Origin of the sequence: Cedecea sp. NFIX57, assembly GCF_900177785.1 — a bacterium.
GTDB lineage: Bacteria > Pseudomonadota > Gammaproteobacteria > Enterobacterales > Enterobacteriaceae > Cedecea > Cedecea neteri_C.
In genome coordinates, this window is the sequence record NZ_FXAS01000009.1 from 181,250 (window position 1) to 193,935 (window position 12,686).

13 protein-coding genes and 1 pseudogene are annotated in these 12,686 nt (G+C 54.5%); 5 read left to right on the plus strand and 9 right to left on the minus strand.

The window, feature by feature from the left end; translation table 11 throughout:
* Positions 1–26 precede the first annotated feature (26 nt).
* The 5 genes from lysS to xerD all read right to left on the minus strand — a co-directional run bounded on the left by lysS (position 27) and on the right by xerD (position 6,171).
* Positions 27–1,544, minus strand: a complete 1,518-nt coding sequence (gene lysS / locus B9Y90_RS10160) for a lysine--tRNA ligase (RefSeq protein WP_085541153.1) — start codon at positions 1,542–1,544, stop codon at positions 27–29.
* A gap of 9 nt (positions 1,545–1,553) precedes the next feature.
* Positions 1,554–2,652 (minus strand): peptide chain release factor 2 gene (gene prfB, locus B9Y90_RS10165; protein ID WP_139827380.1). Its coding sequence is split into 2 segments (ribosomal slippage): positions 1,554–2,576 and positions 2,578–2,652, totalling 1,098 coding nucleotides; the frame shifts between segments, so codons are not numbered across the junction.
* Positions 2,653–2,791: 139 nt separating this feature from the next.
* Positions 2,792–4,525 (minus strand): single-stranded-DNA-specific exonuclease RecJ, encoded by a 1,734-nt coding sequence (gene recJ, locus B9Y90_RS10170; protein ID WP_085541154.1) that lies wholly within the window; start codon positions 4,523–4,525, stop codon positions 2,792–2,794.
* A 6-nt stretch (positions 4,526–4,531) separates the two neighbouring features.
* The gene (gene dsbC / locus B9Y90_RS10175; protein ID WP_085541155.1) at positions 4,532–5,248 is read right to left on the minus strand and encodes a bifunctional protein-disulfide isomerase/oxidoreductase DsbC; all 717 of its coding nucleotides are present in this window, start codon (positions 5,246–5,248) and stop codon (positions 4,532–4,534) included.
* Positions 5,249–5,274: 26 nt separating this feature from the next.
* Entirely contained in the window at positions 5,275–6,171 is an 897-nt protein-coding gene (xerD, locus tag B9Y90_RS10180) for a site-specific tyrosine recombinase XerD (protein ID WP_139827381.1), read from the minus strand.
* Between the two features lie 102 nt (positions 6,172–6,273).
* On the opposite strand from xerD, the gene fldB reads away from it, so the two are divergent.
* Entirely contained in the window at positions 6,274–6,795 is a 522-nt protein-coding gene (fldB, locus tag B9Y90_RS10185) for a flavodoxin FldB (RefSeq protein ID WP_085541156.1), read from the plus strand.
* Here the strand turns inward: fldB and B9Y90_RS10190 are convergent.
* Both B9Y90_RS10190 and sdhE read right to left on the minus strand, forming a co-directional pair.
* Positions 6,792–7,214 (minus strand): protein YgfX, encoded by a 423-nt coding sequence (locus B9Y90_RS10190; protein ID WP_085541157.1) that lies wholly within the window; start codon positions 7,212–7,214, stop codon positions 6,792–6,794. The genes fldB and B9Y90_RS10190 overlap by 4 nt on opposite strands.
* On the minus strand, positions 7,195–7,461 hold the full coding sequence (gene sdhE, locus B9Y90_RS10195; RefSeq protein WP_008461626.1) for an FAD assembly factor SdhE: 267 nt from the start codon (positions 7,459–7,461) through the stop codon (positions 7,195–7,197). Before sdhE ends, B9Y90_RS10190 begins: the two co-directional genes overlap by 20 nt.
* Before the next feature lie 246 nt (positions 7,462–7,707).
* On the opposite strand from sdhE, the gene ygfZ reads away from it, so the two are divergent.
* Positions 7,708–8,694, plus strand: a complete 987-nt coding sequence (ygfZ, locus tag B9Y90_RS10200; protein WP_085541158.1) for a tRNA-modifying protein YgfZ — start codon at positions 7,708–7,710, stop codon at positions 8,692–8,694.
* Positions 8,695–8,752: 58 nt separating this feature from the next.
* Here the strand turns inward: ygfZ and trhA are convergent, their stop codons facing one another.
* The gene (gene trhA / locus B9Y90_RS10205) at positions 8,753–9,406 is read right to left on the minus strand and encodes a PAQR family membrane homeostasis protein TrhA (RefSeq protein WP_008461624.1); all 654 of its coding nucleotides are present in this window, start codon (positions 9,404–9,406) and stop codon (positions 8,753–8,755) included.
* Between the two features lie 173 nt (positions 9,407–9,579).
* On the opposite strand from trhA, the gene B9Y90_RS10210 reads away from it, so the two are divergent.
* The 3 genes from B9Y90_RS10210 to B9Y90_RS10220 all read left to right on the plus strand — a co-directional run bounded on the left by B9Y90_RS10210 (position 9,580) and on the right by B9Y90_RS10220 (position 12,543).
* Positions 9,580–10,173 (plus strand): HD domain-containing protein, encoded by a 594-nt coding sequence (locus B9Y90_RS10210; protein WP_085541159.1) that lies wholly within the window; start codon positions 9,580–9,582, stop codon positions 10,171–10,173.
* Between the two features lie 42 nt (positions 10,174–10,215).
* Positions 10,216–10,944: a MurR/RpiR family transcriptional regulator gene (locus B9Y90_RS10215; RefSeq protein ID WP_085541160.1), complete on the plus strand. Its 729-nt coding sequence runs from the start codon at positions 10,216–10,218 to the stop codon at positions 10,942–10,944.
* A 165-nt stretch (positions 10,945–11,109) separates the two neighbouring features.
* On the plus strand, positions 11,110–12,543 hold the full coding sequence (locus B9Y90_RS10220; protein ID WP_085541161.1) for a 6-phospho-beta-glucosidase: 1,434 nt from the start codon (positions 11,110–11,112) through the stop codon (positions 12,541–12,543).
* Here B9Y90_RS10220 and B9Y90_RS27295 read toward each other — a convergent pair.
* Positions 12,540–12,686, minus strand: a pseudogene (locus B9Y90_RS27295) (hypothetical protein); the annotation flags it as partial. The gene B9Y90_RS10220 and the pseudogene B9Y90_RS27295 sit on opposite strands and share 4 nt — an antisense overlap.

Sequence of the window (12,686 nt, forward strand, 5' to 3'; positions counted from 1 at the left end):
TCTCCGTACGGAGAGGGATGAGGGTGTTACTTAGTCGGACGAAGAGCCGGGAACAGGATAACGTCGCGGATGGTGTGGCTGTTGGTGAACAGCATAACCATACGGTCGATACCGATCCCCAGACCCGCCGTTGGCGGCAGGCCGTGCTCCAGCGCGGTGACGTAGTCTTCGTCGAAGAACATGGCTTCGTCGTCGCCTGCCGCTTTCGCATCAACCTGGTCCTGGAAACGCTGCGCCTGGTCTTCCGCGTCGTTCAGCTCGGAGAAGCCATTCCCGATTTCACGGCCGCCGATGAAGAATTCAAAGCGGTCAGTGATTTCCGGGTTTTCGTCGTTACGACGCGCCAGCGGAGAGACTTCAGCCGGGTATTCAGTGATGAAGGTCGGCTGAATCAGGTGGCTTTCTGCAACTTCTTCGAAGATCTCTGTCACAACGCGGCCCAGACCCCAGCTTTTCTCGATTTTGATACCGATGGACTGCGCGATTGCTACCGCTTTGTCCATGTCATCGAGATCGGCCAGGTTGGTTTCTGGACGGTGCTTTTTGATCGCCTCACGCATGGTGAGCTTTTCAAACGGTTTACCGAAGTCGAAGGTTTCTTCGCCATACTGCACTTCGGTGGTGCCCAGCACATCCTGAGCCAGCGTACGGAACAGGGATTCGGTCAGCTCAATCAGATCTTTGTAGTCCGCGTAAGCCATATAGAGTTCCATCATGGTGAACTCAGGGTTATGGCGCGGAGAGATGCCTTCGTTGCGGAAGTTACGGTTGATTTCGAAGACGCGGTCGAACCCACCCACCACCAGGCGCTTCAGGTACAGTTCTGGTGCGATACGCAGGTACATGTCGATGTCCAGCGCATTATGGTGCGTGATGAACGGACGCGCGGATGCGCCGCCAGGGATCACCTGCATCATTGGCGTTTCAACTTCCATAAAGTCGCGGCCAACCATGAACTGGCGGATGCCGGCCATGATTTTAGAGCGCACTTTAAAGGTGTTGCGGGACTCATCGTTAGCGATCAGGTCCAGATAACGCTGGCGATAGCGGGTTTCCTGATCGGCCAGGCCGTGGAATTTGTCCGGCAGCGGGCGCAGCGCTTTGGTCAGCAAACGCAGTTCAGTACAGTGAATGGACAGCTCGCCGGTTTTGGTTTTGAACAGCTTGCCGCGCGCGCCCAGGATATCGCCCAGGTCCCATTTTTTGAACTGCTCGTTGTAGATGCCTTCCGCCAGGTCGTCGCGGGAGACATACAGCTGAATACGGCCGCCAACGTCTTGTAAGGTCACGAAGGACGCTTTGCCCATGATACGGCGGGTCATCATACGGCCAGCCACGCTTACCTCAACGCCGAGGTCTTCCAGCTCTTCGTTCTCTTTCGCATCGAAGTCAGCGTGCAGTTGGTCTGAGGTGTGGTCACGACGGAAATCGTTCGGGAATGGGATACCCTGCTCACGCAGAGCCACCAGCTTCTCACGGCGCGCTTTCAGTTCATTGTTAAGATCGGCTGCTGCGTCAACGCCCTGTGCTTGTTGTTCAGACATGTTGGTTCCTCATAACCCTGCTTTCAAACTTGCTTCGATAAATTTGTCCAGATCGCCGTCCAGCACCGCCTGCGTGTTGCGGGTTTCAACCCCGGTACGCAGATCTTTAATGCGGGAGTCGTCGAGGACGTAAGAACGAATCTGGCTGCCCCAGCCGATATCCGATTTGTTGTCTTCCAGCGCCTGCTTTTCAGCATTCTTTTTCTGCATTTCCAGCTCGTACAGCTTCGCCTTCATCTGCTTCATCGCCTGGTCTTTGTTCTTGTGCTGAGAACGGTCATTCTGGCACTGGGTCACAGTACCGGTTGGAACGTGGGTAATACGTACCGCAGATTCCGTACGGTTAACGTGCTGACCGCCCGCACCGGATGCACGATAAACGTCAATGCGCAGGTCCGCCGGGTTGATGTCGATATCAATGTTGTCATCCACTTCCGGGTAAACAAACGCGGAGCTGAACGAGGTATGGCGGCGGCCACCGGAGTCAAACGGACTCTTACGCACCAGACGGTGAACGCCGGTTTCGGTACGCAGCCAGCCAAAGGCATAATCGCCCTGAATGCGGATGGTCACGGACTTGATGCCCGCCACGTCGCCTTCGGACTCTTCAATAATTTCGGTTTTGAAACCGCGAGCTTCTGCCCAGCGCAGGTACATACGCTCCAGCATGCTCGCCCAGTCCTGCGCTTCCGTACCGCCGGAGCCTGCCTGAATATCGATGTAGCAGTCGGCGCTGTCGTACTCGCCAGAGAACATGCGGCGGAATTCAAGCTGCGCCAGTTTGGCATCCAGCACGTCCAGCTCGGCAACAGCCTCGTTAAAGGTCTCTTCGTCGTCGGCTTCTACCGCCAGCTCGAGCAGGCCGGAAACATCTTCCAGGCCCTGGGCCATCTGATCTAACGTGTCGACAATGGCTTCCAGTGAGGAACGTTCTTTCCCCAGCGCCTGTGCGCGCTCAGGTTCGTTCCAGACATCGGGCTGTTCCAGCTCGGCGTTTACTTCTTCGAGGCGCTCTTTCTTGGCATCGTAGTCAAAGATACCCCCTAAGAACGTCGCTGCGCTCTGTGAGGTCCTGGATGCGGCTTTTTACCGGATTAATTTCAAACATGCGTAATTTCTTATGTTGATTTCAGAAGATGAAATGCGATCGTAAACCGGAAAGTTTACCGGATTTACGCCGCATTTTGTAGCATTCTCCCTGGCATATAGCCAAGTAATTAACGCTGTTGCCGCGTTAAGAACACACGCTAGATCGGCCAAAGATGATCAATCAAAAGCTGCACGCTTCGGTTGCCGCGAAACTCGTTCACGTCCAGCTTGTAGGCCAGCTCAACTTCACGCACACCGTTGTCCGGCCAGCGGGTGGTATCCACGTTGAAGGCGATACCGTCCAGCAGCGGGCCGCCGCCGACAGGCTCCACCATCACCTTCAGGTGGCGCTCGCCCACCAGGCGTTGCTGGAGGATGCGGAACTTGCCGTCAAACAGCGGCTCCGGAAACATTTGCCCCCACGGCCCGGCGTCTCTGAGCATCTCCGCCACTTCCAGCGTCATCTCCTGGGCAGACAGCGGGCCATCGGACCAGATTTCCCCCTGCAATAACGCCGGGTCCAGCCACTCACCGACCAGGTCGCCAAAGCGCTGGCGGAACTCCTCAAAACGAGCCTCTTCCAGCGACAACCCTGCAGCCATAGCGTGCCCGCCGAACTTCAGCATCATACCCGGATAGAGCGTGTCCAGGCGCTCTAAGGCATCACGCATGTGAAGCCCCTGAACCGAGCGGCCGGAGCCTTTAAGCGTGCCGTCTCCCGCAGGCGCAAACGCGATGACCGGGCGGTGGAAACGCTCTTTGATGCGTGAGGCCAGAATGCCGACCACGCCCTGATGCCATTCCGGGTGATACATCGCCAGCCCGTACGGCAGTTGTTCGCTACTGCGCTCCAACTGTTCGCAAAGGGTCAGCGCTTCGACCTGCATCCCTTGCTCAATTTCTTTACGTGTTTGGTTCAGCGCGTCCAGTTCGTTAGCCAGCATACGTGCTTCGCCGATGCTTTCGCTGAGCAATAACGCCACGCCCACTGACATATCATCCAGTCGGCCTGCAGCGTTCAGACGTGGCCCCAGCGCAAAGCCCAAATCGCTGGCAGCAATTTTTTGCGGCTCGCGGTTGGCCACTTCAAGCAGCGCGCGAATACCGGGGCGGCATTTACCCGCGCGAATGCGGCTTAGTCCCTGCCAGGTCAGAATGCGGTTGTTGGCATCGAGCGGCACCACGTCCGCCACGGTGCCCAGCGCAACTAAATCGAGCAGTTCAGCCAGGTTCGGAATCGCCAGCCCACGCTGTTCGAACCAGCCGTTGTCACGCAGATGCGTGCGCAGCGCCAGCATCAAATAAAACGCGACGCCAACCCCGGCCAGAGATTTAGACGGAAACGCACAGTCTGCGAGATTCGGGTTAATGATGGCTTCGGCAGCGGGAAGTGTTTCCCCTGGCAGATGGTGATCGGTCACCAGCACCGGGATCCCCAACGCATGCGCGCGTTCAACGCCCGCATGGGATGAGATACCGTTGTCGACGGTCACTATCACCTGCGCGCCGCGAGCGTGAGCCTGATCGACCACTTCCGGGCTAAGCCCATAGCCATCCTCAAAACGATTCGGCACCAGGTAGCCAATATTTTCCGCCCCCATGCTGCGCAGAGCCAAAACGCTTAGTGCGGTACTGGTTGCCCCATCGGCATCAAAATCACCGACAACGATGATGCGCAGACCTTCGCGAAAGGCGTCATAAAGCATGACGACGGCCCGATCGATGCCGCTGAGCTGCTGCCACGGCAGCATCCCTTTTACGCCGCGCTCCAGCTCTTGTTCGCCACGCACGCCCCGGCTGGCATAAAGCCGCTGGAGTAAAGGAGGTAACGTAGCCGGAAGCGCCACCGAGCTGTCAACGACCCGGCGGCGGAGTTGCGTTTGCTGTTTCACCCGAAATTAACCACCCGCTTTCATCAGCTGTTTGTGGGCATCCAGCATTTGCTTCATTTCTTTAGGCCCCTGATAACCCGGGATCATGCTGCCGTTGCTCAGGACGATCGCTGGCGTCCCCTGCACGCCAAACTGCACGCCCAGGTTGTAGTGGTTAGCCAGGTTAATGTCGCAACTTGCCGGTGCCACATCTCCGCCTTTCATTGCGGCATCGAACGCTTTATTGCGGTCTTTCGCGCACCAGATGGACTTCATGTCGCTCTCAGCCTGGCTTTGCAGCCCCTGGCGAGGGAATGCCAGATACCGCACGGTGATCCCCAGCGCGTTGTAGTCGCTCATCTCTTCGTGCAGCTTGTGGCAGTAGCCGCAAGTGATGTCGGTAAACACCGTAATCACATGCTGCTCCTTCGGCGCTTTGTAGATGATCATCTCTTTTTCCAGCGCGTTCAGTTTGCCGATCAACAACTGGTTAGTTACGTTCACCGGCTGAGCGCCGCTCACATCATAAAGCGGCCCCTGAATAACATGTTTGCCGTCTTCGGTTACGTAGAGGACGCCGCTGTCGGTCAGCACGGTTTTCATCCCGGCAACCGGTGCAGCCTGAATCTCCGCGCCCTGCACGCCCAGCTTCGCCAGCGATTGTTTAATGGCGGCGTCATCCGCGTGAGCAAAACCGGAAACAGAAGCGGCCAGCATCGAAAGCAGCCAAAAACCTTTTTTCATGAGGATTCCTTTATCTCTTGTGGCACTCACGCTCGAGGGTGGTGCTGTTGATGCAGCTGGCGTAAACGCGCCGTCGCTACATGTGTATAAATTTGTGTGGTGGACAAATCACTGTGGCCCAGCAGCATCTGTACGACACGGAGATCCGCGCCATGGTTCAGCAGGTGCGTGGCAAAAGCATGGCGCAACACATGCGGCGACAGTTTTTCGCTGTCGATGCCCGCCAGCACGGCATAGTGCTTAATGCGGTGCCAGAAGGTTTGTCGCGTCATTTGCTGTGCGCGGTTGCTGGGGAAGAGCACATCCAGAGACTGCCCGTTTAACAGTTCCGGGCGAGCATACTTCAGGTATTCTTCAATCCAGTGTACGGCCTCTTCTCCCAACGGTACCAGGCGCTCTTTGTTACCTTTACCAATCACCCGCACGACGCCCTGCCGCAGGCTGATATCGCTCATTGTAAGCCCGACCAGCTCCGAGACACGCAGCCCGGTTGCATACAAGACTTCCAGCATGGCTTTATCGCGCAGCTCAATCGGCAGATCAACACACGGAGATTGCAACAGCCGCTCAACCTGAGCCTCGCTTAAATCCTTCGGCAAACGCTGGGGCAGCTTGGGGGACGAAAGCAGTGTGCTAGGATCGTCTTCCCGCATTTTTTCGCGATACAGGTACTGAAATAACCGCCGCATAGCGCTAAGCAACCGCGCTGAACTGGTGGCTTTATAACCGCCCTCAACGCGCTCGGCAAGCAGCGACTGGAGATCCGAAGCCTGAACCGTTAAAAAACTGAGCTGCTGACGCTGTAGCCACTCGGCCACCATCGTGAGATCGCGACGATAAGAGCTGAGCGTATTTTCGGCCAGATTTCTCTCCAGCCACAGCGCATCCAGAAACTGTTCTATATGGGCTTTATCCTGCTCCACGCTCCACTCCTTATTTGGCGAATTGTGTCCATTATGCATGATGGCGAACGGGATCTGGTACACTTGGCCATCTGCACGCGATTTAAATGAGTTGTTATTGCTATGAACATTGGTCTTTTTTACGGCTCCAGCACCTGCTACACCGAAATGGCGGCCGAAAAAATTCGCGACATCATTGGCCCGGAACTGGTGACGCTTCACAACCTGAAAGACGACGCCCCGGCCATGATGGAGCAGTATGACGTTCTGATCCTTGGCATTCCAACCTGGGATTTTGGTGAACTGCAGGAAGACTGGGAAACGGTCTGGCCGCAGCTGGATGAACTGAACCTGGAAGGCAAACTCGTGGCGCTTTACGGTATGGGCGACCAGCTTGGCTACGGTGAGTGGTTCCTGGATGCGTTAGGCATGCTGCACGACAAACTGGCACCACGCGGGGCACAGTTCATCGGCTACTGGCCAACGGAAGGCTATGAATTTACCAGCCCAAAACCGGTCATTGCCGACGGGCAGTTGTTTGTTGGCCTGGCGCTGGATGAAACCAATCAGTACGATCTGAGCGATGAACGTATTGAAACCTGGTGTGAGCAAATCCTGGGCGAAATGGCCGAGCGTTTCGCTTAAACCTGCCCGCTTCCGCTCGCCTGTTGTTGCATCAGCAGGCGGCGTAGATCTCGCCATTCACTGATGTCCATGCTGTCAGCAGCCAGCCAGAGATGCTGGCAGCGATGTTTTCCAGCTCGGCGCAGTCTTAGCATTACCCCGCTGTCAATCATCCACGGGTTTCCGACGATATCCCAGTCACGCCCCTGCCAACGCAGACGAAAGTCCGTCAGCAGTTTAATTTCGCCCTGGCGCGCGTGAATGCGGCGCTGGCTGCGCACGCTGTCGAAAACCACAAGGGAAAGCAGCAACATCCAGACAAGCGTATAGCTCATCGGCCACGGCATTAGCAGCACGAACAGTGCCACCAGGCCGTGGAGAAGCAATGACATCCATTGCGCGCGCCATGAAACCCGCAGGTCAGATTGCCACAGGACCACGTTCTTTATTCCGTGTCTGAATCAGGGCAACCATACGCTGAAGCTCGGCATCTGCTGGTTTACCGTGATTCATCAACCAGTTAAACAAGTCTGGATCATCAGATTCCAGCAGGCGAACAAACAGCTGCTTATCGCTGTCGCTGAGCGTTTCATATTCATGTTCGAAGAACGGCATAATCGAAATATCGAGCTCGCGCATTCCACGGCGGCATGCCCAGTGAATTCGGGCTTTATTATTGATATCCATGTGCACTTTCCTGCTTAGCCATCAAGTTGGGTACGGAGTTAGTGTAACGTGTTTTCGTCACCGGGATTACCTGAATGTTCCATTGTGCGCGCTTTCTCCACACAAACCCGTATGACAACACCGATTGCACAAGATTCTCCGAGGCAACACGCAAACGCACGAATGGCGTTATCAAACTGCTTGCATTGCCCTCTGGCTCTTTTACCATTGAGAAATTAAACCGTTGGATAACCCGGGATCTTTGTTATGGCTTTTAATCCGTTTCCTCCTCGCCAGCCCAGTGCCGCCGCCCGTCTACCGCTGACGTTAATGACGCTGAATGACTGGGCTCTCGTGACTGCCGTAGGTGCAGACGCTGAGAAATATCTTCAGGGTCAGGTGACTGCCGACGTCGCTAAACTTGACGCGGGCCAGCATCTGCTCTGCGCCCATTGCGATGCCAAAGGGAAGATGTGGAGCAACCTGCGCCTGTTCCATCGTGGTGAAGGCTTTGCGTTTATTGAGCGCCGCAACCTGCGTGACGCCCAACTCACGGAGCTGAAGAAATATTCCGTTTTCTCTAAAGTCACCTTTAATGCGGATGACGCCAGTGTCCTGTTAGGGCTGGCAGGGTTCCAGGCGCGTTCTGCACTTGCAGCCGTTTTCGATACGCTGCCGGATGAAGAGACTCAGGTTGTTCAGCACGGCGCAACGACACTATTGTGGCTGAACCTGCCAGCTGAACGCTTCCTCATTATCACTGACGAAGAAACGGCTCAGGCATTAAGTGAAAAACTCAGTGAAGAAGCCCAGCGTAATGATAGCCAGCAGTGGCTGGCGCTGGATATCGAAGGTGGATTGCCGGTCATTGATAGCGTAAACAGCGCACAGTTCATTCCACAGGCAACGAACCTTCAGGCTCTGGGCGGCATCAGCTTTAAAAAAGGCTGCTACACCGGCCAGGAGATGGTTGCCCGAGCCAAGTTCCGCGGGGCGAATAAACGCGCACTCTGGCTGCTGGCCGGGAACGCAAGCCGCGTGCCTGAAGCAGGCGAAGATCTTGAATTGAAGATGGGTGAAAACTGGCGTCGTACCGGTACCGTGCTGGCCGCTTTGCGATTAGAAGATGGCCGTCTTGTTGTTCAGGCTGTGATGAACAACGATCTTGAGCCGGACTGCGTCTTACGCGTACGTGACGATGCAAACAGCAAGCTCGCGCTTGAGCCACTGCCCTATTCTCTGGAAGAAAATTAATCGAACGCAGAGCCCCGAAACCGGGGCTCAATAATTTGATTCTGGCGAGCCAGACGCGTTAACGAATATAGAGATAAATCGCGAGGAAATGGCAGACACTGCCCCCCAGCACAAACCCATGCCAGATGGCATGGTTGTATGGAATGCGCTTGCAGACGTAGAAAATCACCCCCAGCGAATAAACGATACCGCCAATCGCCAGCAGCGTAACGCTGCCCGGTGCCAGTTTGACGACCATCTGGTAGATGACGACCAGCGACAGCCAGCCCATCAGCAGGTAGGTCACCAGCGACAGCACCTTAAACCGGTGGGCAATGGTGAGCTTAAACAGGATCCCCGCCAGCGCCAGGCTCCAGATAACAATCATCAGCCCTTTTGAGAGCGGCGAGTTGAGCCCCACCAGTAAAAAAGGGGTATACGTGCCGGCGATCAGCAGGTAAATGGCGCAATGGTCGAACTTTTTAAGCCACCGCTTGGCCCGCTCGTGCGGAATGGCGTGGTAAAGCGTTGAGGCAAGAAACAGCAGGATCATGCTGCCGCCGTACAGGCTGTAACTGGTGATTGCCGTTGCGCTGGCATTGGCATCGACCGCCTGCACCAGCAACAACACGAGGCCAACAATACCGAACACCAACCCAATGCCGTGGCTGATGCTGTTGGCTACTTCCTCAGCCAGAGAATATCCATGCGCGACAAGTGGTTTACGAGCCATCTGGCTCCTCCCGAGATAAAGAAGAAAAACGCAGCGATACTAGCCTAACTGAGAATGATTCCAGTGAACACATGTAAGCTAAAATAAATATGTGAACGCCTGTGACGACGCCCTTCGTCAGTGTGGAGGATTTCTTTTACAATCAAACGACAACAAAAACGAGGGGAAACACGATGCAACAGGCATTTGGCGACATGAGCGCGGTCATCCATTTTCTGATGGAGATTGATAAGCTAAAACTGGTTCAGCGTCGCACCAAAATCATTGGCCATGAGCGGCATGAAAACTCTGCCGAGCACAGCTGGCACTTCGCCGTGGCGGCAATGAGTCTGGCACCCTGGGCCGAAAAAGAAGTAGATATACAGCGCGTGATCCAAATGGCACTGCTGCACGACATCGTGGAAATCGATGTGGGCGATGTGCTGGTTTATGACATTGCGGCCCGTGAAGCCATCGCCGAAAAAGAAGCGGCAGCGGCACGCCGTCTGTTTGGTTTATTACCCGCGCCGCAGGGGCCACAATTTCTGGCTTTATGGCAAGAATATGAAGCAGGCACCACGCCCGATGCTCGCTTTGCCGGGGCGCTGGATCGCATTTTGCCTATTCTGCTCAACCTGCATAACCAAGGGCAGAGCTGGCGAGAGAATAATATTTCCCTGCAGCAGGTATTAACCCGCAATGCACAGGTGGGAGAAAGCTGGCCGGAATTATGGCAACATGTCGAGCGTCAATTATATCAGGCGCACGAGAAAGGCTGGCTGCGGTAGTCTTAGCCACCAATAAGTGTCGCACCAGCAGGAAGAAAAAGTATGTTTACCCATGCGGCAATCGCCACCCTGAACGGTCTCGAAATGATGGTGTACAACTTTGTCATTAAAAACAAAGACAAAGTCATGTATATGACCATCCGTGAGCTGGCGGATGCCGCAGGTGTCTCTACCACTACCGTGCTGCGTTTTTGCCGCAAGCTCAACTGTGAAGGGTATTCCGAGTTTCGCGTTCGCTTTAAATTATATCTGGAACAAGCAGAAACTCAGCCCGCTAATTTCGGCAGCAGCGAAATCATCAGCTTTTTTAAAAGTACAAACAATGAAGAATTCGATAATTTAATCGACCACGCTGTCGATGTTATTTGCACCTCCGAGCGAATTATTTTTGTTGGTGCGGGAACGTCCGGTGCTTTAGCCAAATATGGTGCGCGCTTTTTCTCTAACGTTGGTAAATTTAGCAATCATATTGATGACCCTTATTTCCCAGTCACCAATGATATGGCGCGTAACGCGCTGGCAATTGTACTTTCAGTTTCCGGTGAGACAGAAGAAATCCTGCGCTTTGCCAGCCAGTTCAGCCTGCATCACTGCAAAGTGATGTCCATCACTAGCCATGAAAACTCATCGCTGGCGAAATTAGCTGACTTTAATATTTCCTGGCATATTCCACCGGTGCGTATCGCCGGTGTGTATGACATCACCACGCAAATCCCCGTTATTTATATTCTTGAAACCATTGGTCGCCGCCTGGCAAAAAGAATGCTATAAAAAAACACCTTGTTTTTTATTTGTGACAAATCACAATTCGCGCTATTTGTTATATCGTGACAATCCGCTTTCATTTGTTAGACTCCAAAGCAGAAATAATACTTACAGCGCGACAATGTGAACCTGCGCACATTATTTCATGCGCTAACAATGAGATGAAAGAATATGAAGCAACTTAAGTTACCGAAGGACTTTTTATGGGGCGGCGCGGTTGCCGCTCACCAGGTGGAAGGCGGCTGGAACAAAGACGGTAAAGGCCCAAGCATTTGTGACGTACTGACGGGCGGAGCCCACGGCGTCCCGCGCGAGATAACCCTGCAGGTAGAACCCGGCAAATACTATCCGAACCACGAAGCGATTGATTTTCATGGCCGCTACAAAGAAGATATTAAGCTGTTCGCCGAGATGGGCTTCAAGTGCTTTCGCACCTCCATTGCCTGGACCCGTATTTTCCCCAACGGCGACGAGCAGCAGCCTAACGAAGCTGGCCTTAAGTTCTACGACGATATGTTCGATGAGCTGCTGAAATACAATATCGAGCCGGTCATCACCCTCTCGCACTTCGAAATGCCGCACCATCTGGTCACCGAATACGGCGGCTGGACCAACCGCAAAGTGGTCGATTTCTTTGTTCGTTTCGCCGAAGTCGTGTTCGAGCGTTACAAGAGCAAAGTAAAGTACTGGATGACCTTCAACGAAATCAATAACCAGCGTAACTGGCGCGCGCCGCTGTTCGGCTACTGCTGCTCCGGTGTGGTTTACACCGAGCACGACAACCCGGAAGAGGTGATGTACCAGGTGCTGCACCACCAGTTTGTGGCGAGCGCAATGGCGGTGAAGATCGGCCACCGCATCAACCCTGAGATCAAAATCGGCTGCATGCTGGCGATGGTGCCGCTTTATGCCTTCTCCTGTAAGCCAGAAGATCAGATGTACGCCCAGGAATCAATGCGTGAACGCTATGTGTTTACCGACGTGCAGCTGCGTGGCTATTACCCGTCTTATGTACTGAACGAATGGGAGCGCCGCGAGTTCAACATCAAAATGGAAGCCGGTGACGAGCAAGTCCTGCGCGAAGGCGTCTGTGATTATCTCGGGTTCAGCTACTACATGACGAACGCCGTTCAGGCCGAAGGCGGCAGCGGCGATGCCCTTTCCGGCTTCCAGGGCAGCGTGCCGAACCCACACGTCAAAGCCTCCGACTGGGGCTGGCAGATTGACCCGGTTGGCCTGCGCTACGCGTTGTGTGAACTGTATGAACGCTACCAGAAACCGCTGTTCATCGTAGAAAACGGCTTTGGCGCTTACGACAAAGTAGAGGCGGACGGCGCCATCAACGATGACTACCGCATTGATTACCTGCGTGCTCACGTTGAAGAATTGAAAAAAGCCGTGACCTACGATGGCGTGGATTTGATGGGCTATACGCCATGGGGCTGCATCGACTGCGTGTCGTTTACCACCGGCCAGTACAGCAAGCGCTACGGCTTTATCTACGTCAACAAGCACGACGACGGCACCGGCGATATGTCACGCTCGCGCAAGAAAAGCTTCAACTGGTACAAAGAAGTGATTGCCAGCAACGGCGAGAATCTCTAAGTCAAAAGGCGCCTGGATGGCGCCTTTTTTACCCGGTGTGCCGTAAAGCCCCGTCCTTCAGGGCGGGGATATAAGGCACGGTTTTCCACCTAACCTGGTGTTTGCTGTTGCTCAATATATTGCCGGATGATCGAAATCGGCGA